The organism is Streptomyces sp. UF-297, assembly GCF_058245575.1.
The window spans coordinates 1-23,283 of record NZ_JBSIBZ010000068.1 but is presented as its reverse complement, the minus strand read 5'-3'; the positions used below and the strand labels follow the sequence as shown (position 1 = coordinate 23,283).

The 23,283-nt window shown below is 72.9% G+C and carries 18 protein-coding genes; 13 read left to right on the top strand and 5 right to left on the bottom strand.

What is annotated here, in order from left to right; genetic code table 11:
• Window positions 1-17 precede the first annotated feature (17 nt).
• On the bottom strand, window positions 18-530 hold the full coding sequence (locus AC4IJH_RS30625; RefSeq protein WP_490855166.1) for a cysteine dioxygenase: 513 nt from the start codon (window positions 528-530) through the stop codon (window positions 18-20).
• Between the two features lie 680 nt (window positions 531-1,210).
• Here AC4IJH_RS30625 and AC4IJH_RS30620 point away from each other — a divergent pair.
• From AC4IJH_RS30620 to AC4IJH_RS30610, 3 genes are all read left to right on the top strand, one after another.
• Window positions 1,211-1,474 carry a WhiB family transcriptional regulator gene (locus tag AC4IJH_RS30620; protein ID WP_003983763.1) on the top strand — a complete coding sequence of 88 codons (264 nt, stop codon included), beginning with the start codon at window positions 1,211-1,213 and terminating at the stop codon, window positions 1,472-1,474.
• Window positions 1,475-1,828: 354 nt separating this feature from the next.
• Window positions 1,829-5,659 carry a glycosyltransferase family 2 protein gene (locus tag AC4IJH_RS30615; RefSeq protein ID WP_490855165.1) on the top strand — a complete coding sequence of 1,277 codons (3,831 nt, stop codon included), beginning with the start codon at window positions 1,829-1,831 and terminating at the stop codon, window positions 5,657-5,659.
• Window positions 5,656-7,179 carry a DUF5719 family protein gene (locus AC4IJH_RS30610; protein WP_490855164.1) on the top strand — a complete coding sequence of 508 codons (1,524 nt, stop codon included), beginning with the start codon at window positions 5,656-5,658 and terminating at the stop codon, window positions 7,177-7,179. Before AC4IJH_RS30615 ends, AC4IJH_RS30610 begins: the two co-directional genes overlap by 4 nt.
• Window positions 7,180-7,208: 29 nt before the next feature.
• On the opposite strand, the gene AC4IJH_RS30605 is transcribed toward AC4IJH_RS30610, so the two are convergent.
• Complete coding sequence (locus tag AC4IJH_RS30605; protein WP_490855163.1) at window positions 7,209-7,658, bottom strand: metallopeptidase family protein; 450 nt, start codon at window positions 7,656-7,658, stop codon at window positions 7,209-7,211.
• Between the two features lie 292 nt (window positions 7,659-7,950).
• On the opposite strand from AC4IJH_RS30605, the gene AC4IJH_RS30600 reads away from it, so the two are divergent.
• The 7 genes from AC4IJH_RS30600 to AC4IJH_RS30570 all read left to right on the top strand — a co-directional run bounded on the left by AC4IJH_RS30600 (window position 7,951) and on the right by AC4IJH_RS30570 (window position 15,544).
• Window positions 7,951-8,400 carry a DUF3499 domain-containing protein gene (locus AC4IJH_RS30600; RefSeq protein WP_490855196.1) on the top strand — a complete coding sequence of 150 codons (450 nt, stop codon included), beginning with the start codon at window positions 7,951-7,953 and terminating at the stop codon, window positions 8,398-8,400.
• Between the two features lie 139 nt (window positions 8,401-8,539).
• Entirely contained in the window at window positions 8,540-10,165 is a 1,626-nt protein-coding gene (locus tag AC4IJH_RS30595) for an L-lactate permease (protein WP_490855162.1), read from the top strand.
• 83 nt (window positions 10,166-10,248) lie between these two features.
• Window positions 10,249-11,610 carry a phosphomannomutase/phosphoglucomutase gene (locus tag AC4IJH_RS30590; protein WP_490855161.1) on the top strand — a complete coding sequence of 454 codons (1,362 nt, stop codon included), beginning with the start codon at window positions 10,249-10,251 and terminating at the stop codon, window positions 11,608-11,610.
• Window positions 11,611-11,726: 116 nt separating this feature from the next.
• On the top strand, window positions 11,727-11,909 hold the full coding sequence (locus AC4IJH_RS30585) for a Trm112 family protein (RefSeq protein ID WP_490855160.1): 183 nt from the start codon (window positions 11,727-11,729) through the stop codon (window positions 11,907-11,909).
• A 49-nt stretch (window positions 11,910-11,958) separates the two neighbouring features.
• Window positions 11,959-13,101, top strand: coding sequence for an SIS domain-containing protein (locus AC4IJH_RS30580; protein ID WP_490855159.1), 1,143 nt, complete (start codon window positions 11,959-11,961; stop codon window positions 13,099-13,101).
• Window positions 13,102-13,200: 99 nt separating this feature from the next.
• Window positions 13,201-14,397 (top strand): mannose-6-phosphate isomerase, class I, encoded by a 1,197-nt coding sequence (manA, locus tag AC4IJH_RS30575; protein ID WP_490855158.1) that lies wholly within the window; start codon window positions 13,201-13,203, stop codon window positions 14,395-14,397.
• 187 nt (window positions 14,398-14,584) lie between these two features.
• Window positions 14,585-15,544, top strand: coding sequence for a cation diffusion facilitator family transporter (locus AC4IJH_RS30570; protein WP_490855157.1), 960 nt, complete (start codon window positions 14,585-14,587; stop codon window positions 15,542-15,544).
• Between the two features lie 95 nt (window positions 15,545-15,639).
• Here the strand turns inward: AC4IJH_RS30570 and AC4IJH_RS30565 are convergent, their stop codons facing one another.
• Window positions 15,640-17,703 carry a fructose-specific PTS transporter subunit EIIC gene (locus AC4IJH_RS30565; RefSeq protein WP_490855195.1) on the bottom strand — a complete coding sequence of 688 codons (2,064 nt, stop codon included), beginning with the start codon at window positions 17,701-17,703 and terminating at the stop codon, window positions 15,640-15,642.
• 648 nt (window positions 17,704-18,351) lie between these two features.
• On the opposite strand from AC4IJH_RS30565, the gene ahcY reads away from it, so the two are divergent.
• Together ahcY and AC4IJH_RS30555 are read left to right on the top strand one after the other, a co-directional pair.
• Window positions 18,352-19,809: an adenosylhomocysteinase gene (gene ahcY / locus AC4IJH_RS30560; RefSeq protein ID WP_490855156.1), complete on the top strand. Its 1,458-nt coding sequence runs from the start codon at window positions 18,352-18,354 to the stop codon at window positions 19,807-19,809.
• 134 nt (window positions 19,810-19,943) lie between these two features.
• The gene (locus tag AC4IJH_RS30555; protein WP_490855155.1) at window positions 19,944-20,558 is read left to right on the top strand and encodes a hypothetical protein; all 615 of its coding nucleotides are present in this window, start codon (window positions 19,944-19,946) and stop codon (window positions 20,556-20,558) included.
• Between the two features lie 277 nt (window positions 20,559-20,835).
• Here AC4IJH_RS30555 and AC4IJH_RS30550 read toward each other — a convergent pair whose 3' ends face one another.
• The gene (locus AC4IJH_RS30550) at window positions 20,836-21,798 is read right to left on the bottom strand and encodes an RDD family protein (RefSeq protein WP_490855154.1); all 963 of its coding nucleotides are present in this window, start codon (window positions 21,796-21,798) and stop codon (window positions 20,836-20,838) included.
• A gap of 134 nt (window positions 21,799-21,932) precedes the next feature.
• Here AC4IJH_RS30550 and AC4IJH_RS30545 point away from each other — a divergent pair, with 134 nt between their 5' ends.
• A complete protein-coding gene (locus tag AC4IJH_RS30545) occupies window positions 21,933-22,940 on the top strand; it encodes a stage II sporulation protein M (RefSeq protein WP_490855153.1) in 1,008 nt (335 codons plus the stop codon).
• Window positions 22,941-22,964: 24 nt separating this feature from the next.
• On the opposite strand, the gene AC4IJH_RS30540 is transcribed toward AC4IJH_RS30545, so the two are convergent.
• Window positions 22,965-23,283 (bottom strand): hypothetical protein (locus AC4IJH_RS30540; protein WP_490855152.1); only part of this gene is annotated, 319 nt, incomplete at its 5' end.

The following is a 23,283-nucleotide window of genomic DNA, read 5'->3' as shown; positions in this document are numbered from 1 at the left end:
GGGTCCGCGACGGCGCGTCAGGGGGCCAGGAGCCGGGCGGCGGCCGTCTCGCCGACGGCCGGTTCGGACTCCTGGCCGGGGTGCATCGGCATGTTGGTCAGGCCGGGGAAGTAGACGTGCAGGCTGACGGCGGGCGTCAGCGCGTCGTTGACCACCTCGTGGACGTAGCCGGGCGCGAAGACCCGCTGCGCCCCCGCGGCCAGAGTGCGGTGCCCGCCGGGCGTGCGCTCGCTCAACTCGCCCTCCAGGACGGTCAGTACGCCCGAGGAGCGGCCGTGGTCGTGCGACCCGCTGCCCTGCCCCGGCACCCAGCTCAGCAGCCAGACCTCGTAGCCGGGCCCGGTGCGCAGCCGGTGGTACCAGCGGGTGGTGGCGTCGTAGCGGACCAGGGGCGCCCACGCGGCGCGGTCGGCGGCGATCCTGCGGGCCAGCCCGGCGAACCCGGCGACGGTGGAGGGGTGGGCGGGGACGGGCGGCAGGAGGTGCGGGATGGCGAGCGGGTCGCCGGCGATCTGGACGTCGCTGTTCATGTGCGGAAGGTCCTCGGCTGAAGAGCTGGAGTTACGCAGAAGGGGTGCGCCACTGCGCGCGGTCGCGGAGGCGGCGCGGGGATGGTGCGGGGTGGTGCGACAGAAGAAAGCTGGAGCTCAGTGGCTTCAACAGCTCGAACAGCGACAGCGGGCCTGGGCAGCGCAGAGAGACCCGTAGGCACGGGTCAGGTGGCGCGCGGAGGTCACTGGCATGTGTTCAAGGAGACCGGAGGCGGCACGAGGCTGTCAACCGGATGCCGGTTTTGGGCCAAATGTTTCACCTCATCCGGTTACCGTGTCCGGCGAAAGGTTTGTGCACCCAGGGGCGGGAGAAGTCGCCTGGCAACCGTGAGCCCAAACGTCGTTGTGGTCCTGTGACCGGACTGTGATCCGGACCGCTTCGCCGGGAGGGGTGCAACGGCAGCGTCGTTCGTCACGTCCTTGCTTACCGAGGAGATGTGACGGGAGGTGCGCGGGAGGTGCGGTCAATGAAGTGTCCTGGTTTTTGCCGATTTGAACACTTTCCGCATACCCTTGGTTCCGCAGAGTGAATAAGGGGCCCAATAGCAGATCTCGGCTTGACTGGCCCGGATCGGCACACTTGTAATTTCACTCGTGTCGTTCAGCCGTCACAGGTCACGGCTACATCACGGGGACGCAAAGACAGACGAGGGGCGCACATGACCGAGCTGTTCCAGGAATTGCTGGTCGAAGAGGCGGACGAGGAGCTCGGCTGGCAGGAGCGCGCACTGTGCGCCCAGACCGACCCCGAATCCTTCTTCCCGGAGAAGGGCGGCTCCACCCGCGAGGCCAAGAAGGTCTGCCTCGCGTGCGAGGTCCGCTCCGAATGTCTCGAATATGCCCTCGCCAACGACGAACGCTTCGGAATCTGGGGCGGTCTGTCCGAGCGCGAGCGGCGCCGGCTGAAGAAGGCGGCGGTCTGACGGGACGGCGGTCCCGTACGCAATGCCCGTCACCCCGGTCCCGTCCATACCCGCACATACAAGCCCGTGCACACCGGCCCGTACGACAGGGCCATATGACAGAGCGGTACATCTCCGCCTATAGACAACGCTCCGCCCCCGGCATCGTGCCCGCCGGGGGCGGAGTGCTGTGTGCGGAGCCGGTCTGCGGCGCTGCGCGAACCATTAGTGTGGGGCCCCGTCCGGGACGCACCAACACCCCCAAGGGGCGCGCGCGTCCACCGGAGTCCGTAAACGCAGCGTCTTCCGGGGGCACCGGCTCACAGCGGCTCCGGCCGCGGGCCCCACCCCCGGTCCCGGAGGGCCCGTACCTCGATGTCCGTGCACAGCCAGTCGGCGGCCCAGGCCGCCTCATACGCAGCCGACACACCAGAGTTCCCGCGGCACGTCGTCACCGCCGTGATCGTCTCCCACGACGGCGCCCGCTGGCTGCCCGACGCCCTCGCCGGACTGCTCGGCCAGGAGCGCCCGGTGCAGAGCGCCGTCGGCGCCGACACCGGCAGCGCGGACGACTCCGCCCGGCTGGTCGCCGAAGCCCTCGGCGACCAGCGGGTGCTGCACCTCGCCCGCCGCTCCGGCTTCGGCACGGCCGTCGACGAGGCGGTGCGCAGCGCCGGTGTCCTCACCCCGGAGGACCTGCCCTACCTCAAGCGCCCCAGCGGCTGGGACCCCGTCAGCCGCACCTGGCGCGACGAGGCCTACGACATGCCCGAACTCCCGCACGGCGAGCCCGTGCAGTGGCTGTGGCTGCTGCACGACGACTGCGCGCCCGAGCCGGACGCCCTCGCCGAACTGCTGCGGGTCGCCGACGCGAGCCCGTCCGCCGTCATCCTCGGGCCCAAGCTGCGCAGCTGGTACGACAGGCGCCAGCTGCTCGAAACCGGCGTCAGCATCGCGCGCAGCGGCCGCCGTTGGACCGGCCTGGACCGGCGCGAGCAGGACCAGGGCCAGCACGACCAGATCCGCCCCGTCCTGTCCGTCTCCAGCGCCGGCATGCTCATCAGGCGCGATGTGTACGAGCAGTTGGGCGGCTTCGACCGCAGGCTGCCGCTGATGCGCGACGACGTGGACCTGTGCTGGCGCGCCCAGGCGGCGGGCCACCAGGTGCTGATCGCGCCGGACGCGGTGCTGCGGCACGCCGAGGCCGCCGCGCGCGAACGGCGCCCCATCGACTGCGTGGGTCGCTCGGCCCGCCCGTCGCCCGACCGCCACCCCTCAAGGACGCGCTTCGCGCGGCGCGGCATTTCCCCCCACCGCGTGGACAAGGCGGGCGCGGTCTACACCCTGCTCGCCAACACGCGCGGCCCGCTGCTGCCCTACGTCCTGCTCAGGCTCCTGGTGGGCACCGTCCTGCGCGTACTGGCCTACCTGCTGGGCAAGGCGCCGGGCCAGGCGCTGGACGAGACGGCCGGGCTCTTCGGGACGCTGTTGCGGCCGGGCAGGATCCTGGCGGCGCGCAAGAAGAGGGGCCGCCCCGCGGTGGCGGCGAGCGAGCTGCGGCCGCTCTTCCCGCCGCCCGGAGCGACCGTACGCGCCACCGTCGAGCAGCTCGCCTCCCACCTCTCGGGCGACTCCGCGCCGGAGAGCGCCTCGGCCGGGCGGCACGGCGCCGTGGAGTCCGGGCCCGGCGGCGACGACGCCGACTTCCTGGAGGTCGAGCAGTTCGCGCGGCTCAAGCGGATCGCCCGCAAGCCCGCGCCGGTGCTCTTCGCCCTGCTGCTGCTCGTCTCGCTGATCGCCTGCCGCGCGCTGCTGTCCCCGGGCGCGCTGGCCGGCGGCGCCCTGCTGCCGGTGCCCGGCTCGGTGTCCGACCTGTGGTCGGCCTACCTGGACGACTGGCACGCGGTCGGGGTGGGCACCACCGCCTCCGCACCGCCCTACCTGGCGCTGCTGGCGCTGGTGGCGACCCTGCTGTTCGGCAGCACCGGCCTCGCGGTCACCCTCCTGCTGGTCTGCTCGGTGCCGCTGGCCGGGCTCACCGCCTACTTCGCCTCCCGCCCGCTGGTGGAGTCCCGGCTGCTGCGGGCCTGGGTGAGCGTCGCGTACGCCTTCCTGCCCGCCGCCACCGGAGCGCTGGCCACCGGCCGTATCGGCACCGCCGTCCTCGCCGTCCTGCTGCCGCTGATGGCCCGCGCCGCGATCGCCGCGAGCGGACTGCGCGCCGCGCGGGGCACCAAGCCCACCTGGCGCGCCACCTGGACCTACGCGCTGCTGCTCACCTTCACCACCGCCTTCACCCCCGTGGTGTGGCCGCTGGCCGTGGTGCTGGGCCTGGGCCTGCTGGTGCTGCGCGCCCTGGACGGCAGCCGCCCGCTGCTGCTGTCGTACGGGCTGCGCTTCGCGGCCGTCGTCCTCTCCCCGATGATCGTGCTCGCCCCCTGGTCGCTGTCGCTGCTCGCGCACCCCGGGCGCTTCTTCCGTCAGGCCGGACTCGGCCTCGGCTCCGGCCGGGCCTCCGCGCTGGACCTGCTGGGGCTCAGCCCGGGCGGCCCGCAGGGCGCGGGCGGTGTGCTGCTGCTCGGCTTCGTGCTGGCGGCGCTCGCCGCGACGCTGCGCGACGGCAGGCAGTTCGCGATCCGGACCGCCTGGGCGGTGGCGCTGGTCGCGCTGCTGTTCGCGGCGCTGTCCAACGGCTCGGACTGGGCGGGCCCGGCGGCCCTGCTGTACGGGCTCGCGCTGCTGTGCGCCGCGGCGATCGGCGCCGAGGGCATCCGTACCCGCATGGCCACCCTGGGCTTCGGCTGGAAGCAGCCGGTCGCGGTGCTGATCGCGCTGGCCGCCGCGCTGGCCCCGCTGTACGCGGCCGTCAGCTGGATGGCCGGTGGCGCCGACGGGCCGCTGGAGCGGCGCGACCCGGTGCGCGTCCCGGCGTTCGTGGCGGCCGACTCCGACTCCGTCGACCGGCCCCGCACCCTGGTCCTGGACGGCTCGGACGGGCGCGTCGGCTACACCCTGGTCCGTGGCTCCGGCGCCCGCACGGGAGACGCCGACCTGGCCGCGGAGGCGGGCGAGGACCGGCGCCTGGGCGGCATCGTCGCCAACCTCGTCGCGGGCTCCGGCGCCGACCAGACCAGCCAGCTCGGCGGCTACGCGGTCCGCTATGTGCTCGTACGCGACGGGGCGCCGCGCTCGATGGGCCGGGTCCTGGACGCCACCCCGGGCCTGACCCGGCTCAGCCAGGAGGACGGCAGCGCCCTGTGGCGGGTGGACCAGCGGGTCTCCCGCGTCTCCATCACCGCGGGACAGACCAAGGACGGTACGCGCTCGGGCCGGGCCGCGGCGCCCGTCGCGGTGGCGGCCGGGCCCGTCGAGGCGCACACCGACCTGCCCAACGGCCCCGACGGGCGCGTGCTGCGGGTGGCGGACGCGGCCGACGCGGGCTGGCAGGCCACCCTGGACGGCAAGCCGCTCAAGCCCGTCACCCTGGACGGCTGGGCGCAGGGCTTCGAACTCCCCGCGGCCGGCGGCCGGCTGGACCTCACGCACCAGGGCCCGGCGGCCCGTACCGCCTGGCTGTGGGCCCAGGGCCTGCTCGCGGTGGTCCTGGTGGTGCTCGCGCTGCCGGGCCGCCGCCGGGAGATCGACGACGACCTGCCCGAGGAGGGCGTCGCCGCGGTGCCCGCGCAGCCGGTGGCGGGGGAGGGGCGCCGGGCCCGCAGGCTGCGCGCCGCACAGGCCGCACAGAGCGGACAGGGCGCCCCGGCCGCACCGGAGGCCGAGCAGCCGCAGGTGCCGGCCGCCCGCCCCGCGCAGGAGGCGGTGAACGCCGACCCGTACGCCGCCGTGCCCCAGCAGCAGTCCTACGAGCAGTGGCAGCAGCCCTACGGGACGGACGCCGGGACCGGTGGCGCCGCCGCCGACCCCTACCAGCAGGGCACGCAGCACGGCGGCCCGTACGGGACGCCCTACGAGCAGCAGTCCCCCCAGCAGTACGGGCAGCAGCAGTACGGAATCCCGGAGCAGCAGGGCCAACACGGCGGACAGGGACAGGAGTTCACGGCCGCCGACCCCTATCAGGCCGATCCGTACGGGACCGGCCGCTACGACCCGTACGACTACGGGCACCACCACAGCCCCCACCCGCCCCAGCAACAGCCGTACGACGGCTCGCAGTCCGAGCCCCGCCGCGACGGGAGCGACCGATGAACCGCACCGCCTACTCCCTTCTCGGCGCGGTGCTCGCGCTGGCCGCCGTCACCGGTGTCGCGGCCGTCACCGCCCCGGACGGCGCCGCCTCCGGCACCCCGGCCAAGGGCGCGGCCCGCCTGCCCGTCCAGCGGTCCGCGCTGCTGTGCCCGGCGCCGACCTCCTCGGCGGTCGGCGAGACGACGTACACCGCCTTCACCCCGGCGTACTCCCAGGGCGCGGAAAGCAAGAGCGGCAAGGGCGGCGAGGGCACCGCCGAGCTGCTGCCCGCCGCCGCGCAGGGCGCCAAGGCCCAGCGGCCGGGCGGAAAGCCGGTCGTGCCGCTGACGCAGGCGGGCAAGCCGGTCACGGCCTCGACGGACCGCGCCGATGCCCCCGCGCTCATCGGCGCCGCCGACGGAGGGCTCGCGCCCGGCTGGAGCGTCCAGCAGACCACCGCCGTCGCCGCGGGCGACGGACGCGGTCTGCTGGGCCTGGCCTGCACGCCCCCGGACACCGACTTCTGGTTCCCCGGCGTCAGCACCGCCAAGGACCGCCAGGACTACGTCCACCTGACCAACCCGGACGCCACCGGCGCCGTCGTCGACCTCGAACTGCACGGCAAGGACGGCCCGTTGAAGGCCTCCTCCGGCGAGGGCATCCAGGTCCCGCCGCACTCCACCGTCCCCGTCCTGCTGTCGACGCTGACCGGCGCACCGACGGACGGACTGGCGCTGCACGTGGCCGTGCGCGAGGGCCGCGTCGGCGCGTCCGTACAGGCCAGGGACGCCAAGCTCGGCGGCGACTGGCTGCCCGCGGCGGCCGACCCGGCCTCCCGCCTGGTCCTGCCGGGCATCCCGGCCGACGCCACCTCCGTACGCCTGGTCGCGGTCGCGCCCGGCGAGGCGGACGCCGACCTGAAGGTCCAACTGGCCACCCCCAACGGCCTGATCACCCCGGCCGGCCTGGAGAGCGTGCACGTCAAGGGCGGCATGACCACCACCGTGGACCTCGCGGACCTCACCAAGGGCGAGGCGGGCTCCCTGGTGCTCACCCAGGAAGGTGACGGCGCGGGCGCGAAGGCTCCCGTCACGGCGGCGCTGCGGGTGACCCGCGGCAAGGGCGGCCGGCAGGAGATGGCGTTCATCCCGGCGACCCGGCCGGTCGGCACGCGGGCCACCGCCGCCGACAACCGCGACAAGGGCAGCACCCTCTCGCTCGTCGCGCCGGACAAGGGCAAGGACGTGCGGGTCAAGGTCACCGCGTCGGCGGGCAGCGGCGGCGGCACCCCGGCCGGCAAGACCTACACGGTCAAGGGCGGCACCACCCTGGCCGTCCAGCCGCCCGTCCCGCAGGGCCTGAAGGGCTCCTACGCGCTGACCGTCGAGCCGCAGGAGGGCGGCGGGCCGGTGTACGCGGCGCGCACGCTGGCGCTGCCGCAGGGCGGGGTGCCCGCCTTCACCGTCCAGACACTGCCGGACGACCGGGGCACCGTGAGCGTGCCCACGGCCGGACAGGACCTGTCACTGCTGGCGGACTGAGCCGGCGGGCTGTCGCGGTACGGGCGGGCTCAGTCCTGCCCGTAGCGCGGGTCCACCGATTCCGGCGCGAGGCCGAGGAGTTCGGCGACCTGCTCGACGACGACCTCGTGCACCAAGAACGCGCGTTCCTCGCGGCTCTTGGTGCGGATCTCGATGGGGCGGCGGTAGACCACGATGCGGTCCCTGCGGCCGTCGGAGGCGGGCAGCAGCCGGCCCAGCGGCACGCCCTCCTCCTCGCCGGGCGCGTCCTGGCCGCCGAGGCCGGGCACCTCCTGGACCGCGAAGTCGACCTCCGCCAGCTGCGGCCAGCGCCGCTCCAGACGGTCCCGGGAGTCGTAGACCAGGTCGACGAAGGCGTCGGCGCGGGTGACGGAGAGCGGTACCTGGGGCGGCGCGATCGGCCCGCGCATGCCGCGGCCGTGGCGGTCGCGGTGGCGTGGTCGCGGCTCCGTCGGGCGGGGCGGTACGGGGTTGTCCATCAGCATCGAGCGTAGCCGCCCGGGAGCCGGGACTGCGGTTTTCCGGCGACTGACGCACCCGCCCGTGGACCATGAGCGGCAGATCCCGGCGCATGTCGCGTACTGATCGATCCGATGTGTGTTGCGTTCGTTTGCACACACTCATGAGATCGCAGATCGCATCTGGATTGACATGAATTGCATCGACTCATGACGGGATCCATCCCCGCACAACGGGCTCCGAAGCGATCCCGGTGCAGGTCAGCCCGAGCGCGCGCAGGTCAGACGCATCGGACGAACCGGGACGACACGGCTGGGTGAGGTCGGGGAGAGTCGTCGCGGCCCGCTCAAGAGTGCGGTACCGTCCAACGTCGTGAGCCCTGTACGTCGCTGTTCGCGCACTGCGTGCGGCCGCCCCGCCGTCGCAACGCTGACGTACGTCTACGCGGATTCGACCGCGGTCCTGGGGCCGCTCGCCACCTACGCCGAGCCCCACTGCTACGACCTGTGCGCCGAGCACTCCGAGCGCCTGACCGCCCCGCGCGGCTGGGAAGTCGTGCGCCTGGCCACCGGCACCGGACCCGCCCGCCCCAACAGCGACGACCTCGAAGCGCTCGCCAACGCGGTGCGCGAGGCCGCTCGGCCGCAGGAGCGCGCCGCGGGCGGCGGCGGGGGACCGGAGGCGATGGGCCCCCGCGAGGCCGACCCGATGGAGGTCGCCCGCCGCGGCCATCTGCGGGTGCTGCGCTCGCCGGACTCCTGACCCCCGGGCCGACGCAGGACCAGGCGTACGCGCCCTGACCAGCCGTCCGTTCCCGCCCGGCGATCACTTCCTGACGCAGCATTGACTCCCGCTCCGCGCGGAACGGATCATGCCTCACCGCTTGCCGCCGGGAGGCCGTATGTCCGAGGTGTTCACACAGGATCTGCAACCCGTAGCCGACTCGCTCGCCTTGTCCGCGCTGATCGCCGCACTGCCCCTGGTCACCGTCCTGGTCCTGCTCGGCGCCGTGCGCATGCGCGCCCAGCACGCCGGCCCGATCGGCCTGGCCGTCGCTCTGGCCACCGCCTGGCTGCTGTACGCGATGCCGCTCGGGCAGGCCCTCTCCGGCGCCGCCCAGGGCGCGCTCTTCGGCCTCTTCCCGATCCTGTGGATCGTCGTCAACGCCCTGTGGATCTACCGGATGACGGTCCGCACCCGCCACTTCGACGTGCTGCGCCGCTCCTTCTCCCGCCTCTCCGCCGACCCCCGCATCCAGGCCCTGGTCATCGCCTTCTGCTTCGGTGCGCTGCTGGAGGCCCTGGCCGGGTTCGGGGCGCCGGTCGCCGTCAGCGCCGTCATGCTCGTCGCGCTCGGCTTCCACCCCGTCAAGGCGGCGGTCCTCGCCCTGGTCGCCAACACCGCCCCCGTCGCCTTCGGCGCCATGGGATCCCCCGTGGTGACGCTCGCCCAGGTCACCGGCCTGCCGCTGGAGAGCGTCGCCTCGGTCGTGGGCCGGCAGACCCCGCTGCTCGCCCTGGTCGTCCCCCTGGTCCTGGTGGTGCTGGTGGACGGCAGGCGCGGGCTGCGCGAGACCTGGGCGCCCGCGCTCGCCTGCGGACTCGCCTTCGCCGCCGCCCAGTTCGCGGCCTCCAACTACCTCTCCGCGCAGCTCGCAGACATCGGGGCCGCGCTGGCCGGCGCCGCCGCGCTGGTCGCGGTGCCCGGCGCCCGCAGACCGGCCGCGGAGCCGGTGCGCGCCGCCGTCCTGACCGGCGTACGCAGCCAGGACCTGGACGCCGCAGACCCGCGCCGGGAGGTCCTGCGGGCCTATGCGCCCTACGCCCTGATCATCGTGATCTTCTCGCTCGCCCAGATACCGCCCGTCAAGGACCTGCTGGCGGGCGCCACCCGCACCGTCGACTGGCCCTTGTTGAACGTGGCGGGCCCGGACGGCAGACCGGTCGCGGGCAATGCCTTCTCGCTGCCGCTGATCGCCACCGGCGGGACGCTGGTGCTGCTGGCGGGCATGATCACCGTCGCGGTGCTGGGCCTCGGCGCCCGTACGGCCGCGCGGGAATGGGCCACGACCGTGTACGAGCTGCGCCACGCCATCGTGACGGTCACCTCCGTACTGGCGCTGGCCTACGTCATGAACCTCTCCGGACAGGCCGCCACCATCGGGCACTTCGTCGCCGCGGCGGGCGCCGGGCTGGCCTTCCTCTCGCCCGTCCTGGGGTGGTTCGGCGTCGCGGTCTCCGGCTCGGACACCTCGGCCAACGCCCTCTTCGGCGCCCTCCAGGTCACCGCGGCCCAGCAGTCCGGCCTCTCCGCCGAACTGCTCGCCGCCGCCAACAGCTCCGGCGGCGTGCTCGGCAAGATGATCTCGCCGCAGAATCTGACCATCGCCTGCGCCGCGGTCGGCCTGGCGGGCCGCGAGGGCGACCTGCTGCGCAAGGTCCTGCCCTGGAGCCTGGGGCTGCTGCTGGTGATGTGCCTGATCGTGGTCGGACAGAGCACGGCGGTGCTCGGCTGGATGCTGCCCTGAGCCGCACCCGGTGGCCGTGGGGCTCCCCGCCCATGCGTACGGGTAGGTTTGGGGCACCGTAATAACCTCCAGGAGGGCTGGCTGTGACTGATCTGTCGCAGATCGTGAAGGCGTACGACGTGCGCGGTGTGGTCCCCGACCAGTGGGACGAGCCGTTGGCCGAGCTGTTCGGTGCGGCGTTCGTCCAGGTCACGGGCGCGGACGCGATCGTGGTCGGACATGACATGCGGCCCTCTTCGCCCGGACTGTCGCGGGCGTTCGGGCGCGGCGCCGCCGCCCGGGGCGCGGCGGTGACCGAGATCGGACTGTGCTCGACCGACGAGCTGTACTTCGCCAGCGGTCAGCTGGGGCTGCCGGGCGCGATGTTCACCGCCTCGCACAACCCCGCCCAGTACAACGGCATCAAGATGTGCCGGGCCGGCGCGGCCCCCGTGGGCCAGGACACCGGCCTGGGCGAGATCCGCGAGCTGGTGGAGGGCTGGTCGCGCACCGGCGCCCCCGAGCCCGCCGCCACGGCCGGGACGATCTCCCAGCGCGATGTGCTGGGCGACTACGCCGCGCACCTGCGCTCGCTGGTGGACCTCTCGGGCATCCGTCCGCTCAAGGTCGTGGTGGACGCGGGCAACGGCATGGGCGGCCACACCGTCCCCACCGTCTTCGCGGGCCTGCCCATCGAACTCGACGCGATGTACTTCGAGTTGGACGGCACGTTCCCCCACCACGAGGCCAACCCGCTGGACCCGAAGAACATCGTGGATCTGCAGCAGCGGGTCCGCGAGGTCGGCGCCGACCTGGGCCTGGCCTTCGACGGCGACGCGGACCGCTGCTTCGTCGTGGACGAGAACGGCGACCCGGTCTCGCCCTCGGCCATCACCGCCCTGGTGGCGGCCCGGGAGCTGGCCAAGCACGGCGGCTCCGGCACGGTCATCCACAACCTGATCACCTCCTGGTCGGTGCCGGAGGTCGTCAAGGAGCACGGCGGCACCCCGGTCCGTACCCGCGTGGGCCACTCCTTCATCAAGGAGGAGATGGCGAAGACGGGCGCGATCTTCGGCGGCGAGCACTCCGCGCACTACTACTTCCGCGACTTCTGGAACGCCGACACCGGCATGCTCGCCGCGATGCACGTGCTGGCGGCCCTCGGCGAGCAGGACGGCCCGCTGTCCCAGCTCGTGGCCTCCTACGACCGCTACGCCGCCTCCGGCGAGATCAACTCCACCGTCGGGGACCAGGCCGGCCGCCTGGCCGCCATCAAGGCCGCGTACGAGGGCATCGAGGGCGTGCAGATCGACGAGCTGGACGGGCTGACCGTCACCGCCGCCGACTGGTGGTTCAACCTGCGCGCCTCCAACACCGAGCCGCTGCTGCGCCTGAACGTCGAGGCCCGCGACGCCCAGACCGTGGCCCGCGTGCGCGACGAGGTCCTGGCCGTGGTCCGCGCCTGAGGATGCCTCGACCGGCCACCGCCGGGCCGCGCCCGGGGCGCGGCCCGGCGGTAGGCTGGCCAGGCCGTGACAACGCGGAGCACCGCACCCACCACCACCCTGAAGGGGAAGCCGCCATGCCGGTCGAAGCCAGCCTCCTGGAGATCCTCGCCTGCCCGGCGTGCCACGCCCCGCTGGAGGACAAGTCGGGAGCCGAGCCCGCCGAGCTGGTCTGCACCGCCACGGAGTGCGGCCTGGCCTACCCGATCCGCGACGGCATCCCCGTCCTGCTGGTCGACGAGGCGCGCCGCCCCGCCTGACCCGGCGGCACAGCCCTTTTGCACCCGGCGATCGGAGGCAGCGCACACCATGCTCGACGAGTCACTTCTCGACGCCCCCGACGCCCTGGCCCGCGCCGACCGGCACGGGCTGCTGCGCGGCGTCGCCGAATCCGGCGCGCGGGTGCGGACGGCCTCCCGTAACGCCGAAGAAGCCGGCATCCGGGACCTCAGGCCCGACGGGCGGCCCCGTACCGTCCTGGTCGCGGGCCCCGGACCGGCCGCGGCCTGCGTCGCCGACCTCTTCGGCGCGCTCGGCGGCGGCAGCTGCCCGGTCACCCTGATCCACCCCACCGGCGTCGCCCCGGCTCCCGGCGCTCTGCGCTGGACGCTGCCCGGCTGGAGCGGCCCGCTGGACCTGCTGCTCGTCCTCGGCCCCGACGGCGGCGACCCGGGCCTGGCCGAACTCATCGAGCAGGCCTACCGCCGCGGCTGCGCCGTCGTCGGCGTCACCCCCGCGGGCGCCCCGCTGGCCGACGCCCTGGCCCAGGCCCGCGGCCTGACCGTCCCGCTGGCCACCACCGTGTACGACACCGAGTTCGACATCGAGGGCGCGCCCCCCGCCGCCCCCGGCACCCTGTGGTCGCTGCTCACCCCGCTCCTCGCGCTCGCCGACCGCATCGGCCTGCTCACCGCCCCGCCCCAGGCGCTGGCCCAGCTCGCCGACCGGCTCGACCAGGTCGCCGAGCGCTGCGGCCCGGCGATCGCCACGTACAGCAACCCGGCCAAGACCCTGGCCGCCGAACTCGCCGACACGCTGCCGCTGATCTGGACCGAGGGCGATGTGGCCGGAGCCGTCGGGCGGCACTTCGCCACCGCGCTGGCCGGGCTGGCCGGCCGCCCCGCGCTGGCCGCCGCGCTCCCCGAGGCGCTGGCCACCCACGCCACCCTGCTCAGCGGCGCGTTCGCGGCGGGCGCCGACCCGGACGACTTCTTCCGCGACCGCGTCGAGCAGCCCGAGGCGCTGCACGCCCGCATCGTCCTGCTGCGCGAACAGGAGCCGGGCCCGCTGTCCGCCGCACCCGCCGCCCGCGACCTCGCGCTCGGCCGCGACACCGCCGTCAGCGAGCTGGAGCCCAACGAGGGCAGCGCCCTGGAAACCGCCGCCGAACTCCTCGCCGTCACGGATTTCGCCGCCGTTTACCTGGCGCTCGCCGGCACCGAGCGACCATGAACTCCTGCCGCCGCACTGCCCGTCACGAACGCCCCGCGGCAGCCGGTTAGGGACCCGGCCCGCGCCAGGGCACGTACAACAGTCAGGAAACCCTCCGCCATGGACCGCCTTGCCAACACCGTGCGCCCCTACGCCTGGGGCTCCACCACCGCCATCCCCGAGCTCCTGGGCGAACAGCCGACCGGCGAGCCCCAGGCCGAGATGTGGATGGGCGCCCACCCCGGCGCCCCCTCCCGTATCGACCGCGGCGACGGCCCCGTCTCCCTGGCCGAGGTGATCGCCGCCGGCCCGGAGAGAGAGCTCGGCCCCGACGCCGTACGCGCCTTCGGCCCCCGGCTGCCCTTCCTGCTCAAGCTGCTGGCCGCCGGAGCGCCGCTCTCCCTCCAGGTGCACCCGGACCTGACCCAGGCGAAGGAAGGTTTCGCCGACGAGGAGCGGCGCGGCGTCCCCCTCGACGCCCCGCACCGCAACTACAAGGACGCCAACCACAAGCCCGAACTGATCTGCGCCCTCACGCCCTTCGACGGCCTGTGCGGCTTCCGGCGCCCCGCCGAGGCCGCCGCCCTCCTGGAGGGCCTGGGCGTCGACAGCCTCAAGCCGTACGCCGACATCCTGCGCGCCGAGCCCGAAGAGGCCGCGCTGCGCGAGGTCCTCACCGCCGTCCTGAGCGCCGACCGCGACGCGATGGCCGAGACCGTGCACCAGGCGGCGGCCGTGGCCCAGCGCCTGGCGGCCGCCGGCGGAGCGTACGCGGACTCCTACGCCGCCTACGCCGCCATCGCCCACCACTACCCGAGCGACCCCGGCGTCATCGCCGCCATGCTCCTGAACCACGTACGCCTCCAGCCCGGCGAGGCCCTGTTCCTCGGCGCCGGCATCCCGCACGCCTATCTCAACGGCCTGGGCGTCGAGCTGATGGCCAACTCCGACAACGTGCTGCGCTGCGGGCTGACCCCCAAGCACGTCGATGTGCCCGAACTGCTGCGCATCGTCCGCTTCGAGGCGGGCGACGCGGGCGTCCTGCGCCCCGAGGCCACCGCGGACGGCGAGGAGATCTACGAGACGCCCATCGACGAGTTCCGCCTCTCGCGCCACGTCCTGGCCCCCGGCTCCGCCCCCCGCACCCTGCCCGCCCGCACCCCCCAGATCCTGCTGTGCACCGCGGGCCGGATCCGGCTGACCACCCCCGGGACCGAACTGACCCTCGCACCGGGCCAGTCGGCCTTCGCCCCCGCCGCCGAGGACGTCGCCGTCACCGGCGAGGGCACACTCTTCCGGGCAACAGTGGTGGCCTAGTTGTGACCCTAGGGCGCTTTTGACGGGTCTCCGCGACATCGCGGAGACCCGTCAGAAGCGCCCTAGCCGCCTCCTGGTGCGGCCCCCGTCGACCGTGCTGCAACAATGGCGCGCCTAAAGAGCTCGTAAAGCAGCCGGTGATGTGACGCGTACAGCGGCCGGTCGACGGAAGGGACAAGCGGCACCCATGAGTGCATCAGGCGGAACCAAGGCGATCGTCGCGGCGCTGGGCGCCAACCTGGCGATCGCCGCAGCGAAGTTCGTGGCGTTCGCCTTCAGTGGCTCGTCGTCGATGCTGGCGGAGGGCGTGCACTCGCTCGCGGACTCCGGAAACCAGGGCCTGCTGCTGCTCGGCGGCAAGAAGGCCAAGCGCGCCGCCACCGAGGAGCACCCCTTCGGCTACGGCCGCGAGCGCTACATCTACGGCTTCCTCGTCTCCATCGTCCTGTTCACCATCGGCGGCGTCTTCGCGCTCTACGAGGGCTACGAGAAGATCAAGGAACCGCACGCGCTGGACCACTGGTACTGGCCGGTCGGCGTCCTGGTCTTCGCGATCATCGCCGAGTCCTTCTCCTTCCGTACGGCCATCAAGGAGTCCAACGAGGTCCGCGGCAAGCAGACCTGGGCCCAGTTCATCCGCCGCGCCAAGGCACCCGAGCTGCCGGTCGTCCTCCTGGAGGACCTCGGCGCGCTGGTCGGCCTGGTCCTGGCGCTGGCCGGCGTCGGCCTCACCCTGGCCACCGGCGACGGCATCTGGGACGGCATCGGCACGATGTGCATCGGCGCCCTGCTCGTCCTGATCGCGATCGTCCTCGCCGCCGAGACCAAGTCCCTGCTGCTGGGCGAGGCGGCGGGTACCGACGAGGTCGCCAAGATCCGCGCCGCCGTGGTGGACGGCGACACCGTCACCCGCGTCATCCACATGCGCACCCTGCACCTCGGCCCGGAGGAACTCCTGGTCGCCGCCAAGATCGCGGTGCAGCACGACGACACGGCCACCGAGGTCGCCGACGCCATCAACGCCGCCGAGGCGCGCATCCGCGAGGCCGTACCGATCGCCCGGGTCATCTACCTGGAGCCGGACATCTACCGCGAGCAGGCCGCGGCGGCGGGCGGCGACCCGGCCAAGGCACCCGGCGGCCACTGAGCCGGCCGGCGGCCGACCGCGCCCGTACGCCCAAGGGCCCCGCACCTCTCGCAGGTGCGGGGCCCTTTCCCGTGGTCCGTACGGCTGTCCGGCCGCTACGTGATCTCGCCCAGCACCCGCAGCACCGCCTCCGCGTCCGGCGCGCTCTGCAGCCGCTCCCGGAAGCCGGTGTCCATCAGCTTGCGCGACAGCAGCGCCAGGATGCGCAGATGCTCATCGCCCGCCGCCGCCTCGGGCACCGAGATCATGAAGACCAGCTTGGCCAGCGTGCCGTCCAGCGAACCCCAGTCGATGCCCTGCGCCGAGCGCGCGAAGGCGACCACGGGGGCGCTCACCGCGTCTGTCTTGGCGTGCGGGATGGCGATCTCCTCGCCCAGGCCCGTGGTGCCCTGCGCCTCGCGGGCCAGCGCCACCCGCACCAGCTCGTCCACGTCCGCCACCTTGCCGGAGGCGGCGGCCAGTTCGGCCATCTCGCGGATCGCCGCCTCCTTCTCGGCGGAGTCCAGGCTCACCTTCACGGTCCGCCCGGTGAGATACCCGGACAGCACCTCGCCGCCCTCGGCTCCGGGCGTCTCTTCCGTACGGGCATCCGCTGCCGTACGCGCTCCGCCGGCCTGCCCTCCGGCCACAGCAGGAGCCGCCGCCGACGCGGCCGCCACCGAGGCGCCGCCACCCGCTCCCACATCTGCTCCCACACCGGCGGGCACCGGCTCGGGCGCCGGGGACGCCGCCGCACCGCCGTTCTTCTTGCGCTCCGCGAGATCGACCAGCGCCACCGTGGCGAGCGCCGTGACCACCGAACCGACGGCCACCGCGAGGAAGAACATCGGCACCCCGCCGACCGCGCCCAGCACCGCCACGATCGGACCGCCGTGCGGCACCGCGTCCGTCACCCCGGCCATGCCCGCGACGGCACCGGCCGCCGCGCCACCGAGCATGTTCGCCGGAATGACCTGCGCGGGGCGCGCGGCGGCGAACGGGATCGCGCCCTCGGAGATCCCGAACAGGCCCATGAACAGCGCGGCCATACCGGTCTCCCGCTCCTGCTGGGAGTACAGCCGCTTACGGATCAGCGTGGCCAGCCCCTGCCCGAGCGGCATGACGGGGATCGCGGCGGCGCACATGCCCATCACGGTCTGGTTGCCGGTGGTGATCAGCCCCGCGCCGAAGAGGAACGCCGTCTTGTTGACCGGCCCGCCCATGTCGAACGCGATCATCAGGCCGAGGATCGCGCCGAGCAGGATCGCGCTGGTCCCGGTCATGCCGGCGAGCCAGTCGGTCAGATGCGTGAACACCCACGAGATGGGCCTGCCGATGACGTAGATGAAGAACAGCCCGAGCGCGGTGGTCGCCACGATCGGGATCACGATGATCGGCATGATCGGCTGGACGAACTTGGGGACCTTGACCTTCTTGATCCACAGCACCAGGTATCCGGCCAGGAAGCCGGTGACGATCGCGCCGATGAAGCCGGCGCCCGCCTTGGAGTCGTACAGCGCGCCGTTGTTGGCGATCCAGCCGCCGATCATGCCCGGCACCAGCGCGGGCCGGTCGCCGATCGCGTACGCGATATAGCCGGAGAGGATCGGCACCATCAGCTTGAAGCCGATGTCGCCGATGTCGTTGACGTGCTTCCAGAACGACCCGTCGGGGATGACCAGCCCGCCCTCGGGGCTGGTGTGCCCGCCCAGCGCCAGCGAGATGGCGATCAGCAGTCCGCCGACCACCACGAACGGGATCATGTAGCTGACGCCGTTCATCAGCGCCTTGTACGCGACGCTGCGCTCCTTGCCGCCACCGCCACCGCCACCGCCACCGCCGCCGGCCGCCGCGGCCCCGCCGCCCCCGGCCGCGCCACCGTCCCCCGCGTACACGGGCGCGCTCTGCACCCGCTCGATCAGCTGCTCCGGGTGGTGAATGCCCTCGGCGACACCGACCACCAACAGCTTCTTGCCGACGAAACGGCTCGGGTCGACGTCCTTGTCCGCGGCGATGATGATGCCGTCGGCGCTCTTGACATCGTTGTCAGACAGGACATTTTCGGCCCCGATCGAGCCCTGCGTCTCCACCTTCATCTCATGGCCGAGCGACTCGGCGGCCTGGGCCAGCTTTTCCGCGGCCATGTAGGTGTGGGCGATGCCGGTGGGGCAGGCGGTCACAGCGAGCAGCTTCAGACCCTGCCCGTCCCTCCCCGCGTCCTCGGGGGGATCGGCTGGACTGGTGGTCACGTGGTTCTCCTAACGGACGGGCGCGCGAAGCCGTGCAAGTGTTCCCGCGCTCCTCGCATCCTGCAACACACGGGCCGGGGAGCAAAGTGCTCTGAGTCCCGTCTTGGAACCCCCACTGTTCCTCCGTACGACGGACCCCGCACACCGGCCGCCACCAGGCAGGCGGCGCCTCGACGACCCCGCCGCACGGCCCGCCCCCGGCGGACGGCGAAGCTCTCCCTCGCGCGTGAACGCCGGGCCTCCCGCCCCCGGGGGAACGAGCGGGACCGTACGCACATCCCCTGGCCCCGAGCCACAGCGCTCTCCGCCCCGCCGCACGCCAGGGGTCACTTGCCGAATCTGCACGGACGGGCTGGGGTTCACTGGGCCGATCGGTGTAGATTCGTGCCCAGTGCCAGACGTCGCTGCTGATGGCGGTCGGGCGGTTCGCGCGACGGACCGGCCGAGGGAGAGAGGGCCTCCGACGGACTGCGCTGCGGCCAGGGGAGAGGTGTATCCGCTTCCGCTGATGATTCTGCCTGCCCGCGCCGCAGACTGACAGCCCGTGTCCACCTCGACCTCCCGAGGAGCAGCCCCACCATGACGACAGCAGCCACTGGCCAGGACTTCAAGGTCGCCGACCTCTCCCTCGCCGCCTTCGGCCGCAAGGAGATCACCCTCGCCGAGCACGAGATGCCCGGCCTGATGGCGATCCGCAAGGAGTACGCCGCCTCCCAGCCGCTGGCCGGCGCCCGGGTGACCGGCTCGCTGCACATGACCGTGCAGACCGCCGTCCTCATCGAGACCCTGGTGGCGCTCGGCGCCGAGGTCCGCTGGGCCTCCTGCAACATCTTCTCCACCCAGGACCACGCCGCCGCCGCCATCGCGGTGGGCCCCAACGGCACTCCCGACGCCCCGGCCGGCGTGCCGGTCTTCGCCTGGAAGGGCGAGACGCTGGAGGAGTACTGGTGGTGCACCGAGCAGGCGCTGACCTGGCCCAACTCGCCCACCGGCGGCCCCAACATGATCCTGGACGACGGCGGCGACGCCACGCTCCTGGTCCACAAGGGCGTCGAGTACGAGAAGGCCGGCAAGGCCCCCGCGGTGGAGACCGCCGAGAACGAAGAGCACCGCGCGATCCTCCAGCTGCTCAACCGCACCCTGGCCGAGTCCCCCCAGAAGTGGACGAAGCTGGCTTCTGAGATCCGCGGCGTGACGGAGGAGACCACCACCGGTGTCCACCGCCTGTACGAGATGCAGCGCGACGGCGTCCTCCTCTTCCCGGCGATCAACGTCAACGACGCCGTCACCAAGTCGAAGTTCGACAACAAGTACGGCTGCCGGCACTCCCTGATCGACGGCATCAACCGCGCCACCGACGTCCTCATCGGCGGCAAGACCGCCGTCGTCTGTGGTTACGGCGACGTCGGCAAGGGCTGCGCCGAGTCCCTGCGCGGCCAGGGCGCCCGCGTCATCGTCACCGAGATCGACCCGATCTGCGCCCTCCAGGCGGCGATGGACGGCTACCAGGTCGCCACCCTCGACGACGTCGTCGAGACCGCGGACATCTTCATCACCACGACCGGCAACAAGGACATCATCATGGCCACCGACATGGCCAAGATGAAGCACCAGGCCATCGTCGGCAACATCGGCCACTTCGACAACGAGATCGACATGGCCGGTCTGGCCGCGATCCCGGGCGTCGTCAAGGACGAGGTCAAGCCGCAGGTGCACACCTGGACCTTCCCCGACGGCAAGGTCCTGATCATCCTGTCCGAGGGCCGTCTGCTGAACCTCGGCAACGCCACCGGCCACCCGTCGTTCGTGATGTCCAACTCCTTCGCGGACCAGACGCTGGCCCAGATCGAGCTGTTCACCAAGCAGTCCGAGTACCCGACCGACGTCTACGTGCTCCCCAAGCACCTCGACGAGAAGGTCGCCCGTCTCCACCTGGACGCGCTGGGCGTGAAGCTGACGACGCTGCGCAAGGAGCAGGCCGACTACATCGGCGTCCCGGTCGAGGGCCCGTACAAGCCCGACCACTACCGCTACTGATCCGCAATTGATTCACTGCTGACCACCCGCGCCAGCAGCAGCCGGTAGTCCAGGCCCCCGTCCCCCAAGGGCGGGGGCCTGGCCCATGAAGGCCCCTTCGAGCGCCTCACCCCGGCCCCACCCGAAGGACCCCCATGCCCCGCGGCCGCTACTCCCTCCACGACCCGCACGATCACACCCCCCTCGGCGACGAGCACTTCCACTGCGCCACCGGCCCCTCCGGCTGGCGCTACGTCTCCCAGATCACCACCCCCTCCGGCGATCACGCGGGCTCCGTCGACCTCACCCTCGACGACCTCGGCCGCCCCATCCGCCTCGAACTCCACGCCGCCGCCTGGCAGATCCGCGGCGCCGCCCTGGACGGCGTCACCTGGGTGCGTACCGACCCCACCGGCACCCACGCCACCGAAGGCAATGTCCCCGCCCACGCCTTCACTGGCGCGTCCCCCGCCTTCCTCGTCGCCACGGCCCGCCTGCTGCGCCCCACCCAGGGCACCGGCGCCGTCCGCACCCGCCTCGTCGCCTTCACACCCCCCGTCCTCGCCCCCCGCACCGTCGACCAGTCCTGGGCCCTGCTGAACAGCACAGCACACGCCACTGACAACGACCCGCTGACCGTGGACGAATACCAGGTCAACGACCTGGCCACCGGCGAACAGCACTCCGTCCACCTCGCCGGCGACGTGGTCCTCTCCGCCCCCGGCATAGAGCTGGAATCCCTCGACTCCCCGCCCTCGACCTTCCGCTGACCCCGCCCCTCCGCCTTCTGGGGCCCGTCCGACCGAATCCGGGACCACGGCTGGCCACCGCCGCCCTGACTCCCGTCCCCGCCCTCACCCCTGGACCAGTCGGCCCGTCCCACCCCGAGCACCGGCCCGCCGACTCACGCCGCCCCATGCCCAGAGGGACGGAACCGCAGGCCACATCGCACAACGCCGCCGTCATACCCGTGCCGAGCACCGCCCGGCCGCCTACGAGGCCGCAGCCGCCCCGCGCACCACCGTCACCGCCCCCACTCGCCCCACCTCACGCCGGCGGCGCAAACCCCGACCGCCGCTCCCCGCCACCTCGCTCCCGCGCCGCATCCCGTACGGAACTTTGCACCGCCTCCCCGCCGGCAACCGGGCCGGCCCCTGACCCGGCCCCCTCCGGCGGCGACGACTGCCCCATTGGCCACCCTGCCCCCGGCATCCCGGCCCCCTGCCCGGGCGCGGCCACCACCGACGGCGCCCCCAACGACGCCCCGAACGCCCGCTGCGTCTCCCGCGCCTGCCGCTCGCCCACCACAGCGGCCAAGTACGCGTACGGCGGCACCCCGCCCGGCACCGGCGCCCCGGTCCACCCGACCAGGTCCCCGACCAGCCGCGCCGCCATCGCCCCGCCGACCTGCGGATCCAACTGCCCGATCCGCGCCAGGTATTGACGGACCGTCAGCCACCAGGCATCCGGCACCAGCGACAGGTCCAGCGCCCGCAGCTGCTGCGCCAGCCAGGGCGGCGCAGGCGGCAGCGCCACCGCCCGGCGCGGCGCCGGAATCCGTTCCCGTACGACCAACGTCCCCGCGAAGACATCCCCGAGCCGCCGCCCCCGCGCCGAAACCAGCGAGGCGATACACGCCACCACGCCCATCGTCAGCACGATCTCGATGGCCCCCATCGCCCCGCGCACCAGCGCGTGCCGGAACCGGATCGGCCCGCCGTCCTCCCGTACGACCCGCAGCCCGCAGACCAGCTTTCCCAGCGAACGCCCGTGGCTCAGCGTCTCGACCACGATCGGCACCCCGATCAGCACCAGCACGAACGTCGCCACCGACACGGCCGCCACCGACGCGTCGTCCATCGAGGCCATGGCGCTCAACACCGCCATCGACACCCCGATGTACGCGGCCCAGGCCACGACCAGATCGATGGCGACCGAGAGAGCCCGGCTCGGCAGCCTGGCCGGCCGCAGCCCCAGCACCACCGCCTCGCCCGTCACGAGCTCGTTCACGTGCGCCGTCCTTCCTGTCCCCGGGCCCGCCCGCCCCACTCCCGACATCCCCAGTCTGCCAAGCTGGCAGCACACCGGCCCCAGCCGATCCCACGCCCGACGGCGCCGCGAGGAGAAACGAGGAGAGACCCCGCATGGACCTCGATGTCTTCATCACGGCCCACCGCGCCGAGTGGGACCGCCTGGAAGAACTCCTGCGCCGCAAGCGCCGCCTGACCGGCCCCGAGGCCGACGAGCTGATCACCCTCTACCAACGCACCACCACCCACCTCTCCCTCCTCCAGTCCAGCGCCCCCGACCCCGTCCTCACCGCGCGCCTGACCTCCCTCGTCGCCCGCGCCCGCAGTACGGTCACCGGCGCCCGCAAGGCCTCCTGGCGCGACGCCGCCCGCTTCTTCACCCACGCCTTCCCGGCCGACGTCTACCGCCTGCGCCACTGGTGGATCCCCACGGCCCTGCTCTCCACCGCGGTCGCCGCCCTCATCGGCTGGTGGATCGCCACCCACCCCGAGGTCCAGTCCTCCATCGGCGCCCCGGCCGACCTCCGCGAAATGACCCGTCCCGGCGGCCAGTACGAGACGTACTACTCCAGCCACCCCGCCGCGTCCTTCGCCGCCCAGGTCTGGACGAACAACGCCCAGGCCGTCGCCCTGTGCCTGGTCCTCGGCGCCTTCCTGGGCCTCCCGGTCCTGTGGGTCCTGTTCCAGAACATGCTCAACCTCGGCGTCGGCATCGGCCTGATGTCCTCGGCGGACCGCCTCGACACCTTCCTCGGCCTGATCCTCCCGCACGGCCTCCTGGAACTGACCGCCGTCTTCGTCGCCGCCGGCGTAGGCCTGCGCCTCGGCTGGACGGTCATCGACCCGGGCCCCCGCCCCCGCCGCACAGCCCTGGCCCAAGAAGGCCGCTCCGCCCTCGGCGTGGCCGTCGGCCTGGCCGCGGTCCTCTTCGTCTCCGGCGCGATCGAAGGCTTCGTCACCCCCTCCGGCCTCCCCACCTGGGCCCGCATCGGTATCGGCATCGCCGCCGAACTGGCCTTTCTCCTGTACGTCTACGTGCTGGGCCGCCGCGCCACCCTTTCCGGTGAGACGGGTGACGTAGACACCGCCGACCGCGACGCCGCCCTCCCCATCGCCGCATGATGTGCGCCGACCGCCTCTGACCTGCTAGCCTCCTCTCCGCCCCAAGAAACCCGTTGACACGGGTGCCGCGGGGAGGTAGATTCGAGCAGTTGCCTCGAACTGGACAAGTTCGACCGCAACGGTTAGCATCTCCTTCGCTCGGACCAGAATTTCGATTCGGTCGAGCACCTCCGAATATCTATCGGGAACACCAAGTCGATCCAATCGACCAAAATGCTTCTGATAAAGTCGGAAACGTCGAAAGACAAAGGCCAATCCAAAGGCCGCCGGAATCAAATCCCAGTCGGAAACGACAAGGAAAAGAATCTGGTAAAGTCGGAACCGCCGGAAAGGGAAACCAGGA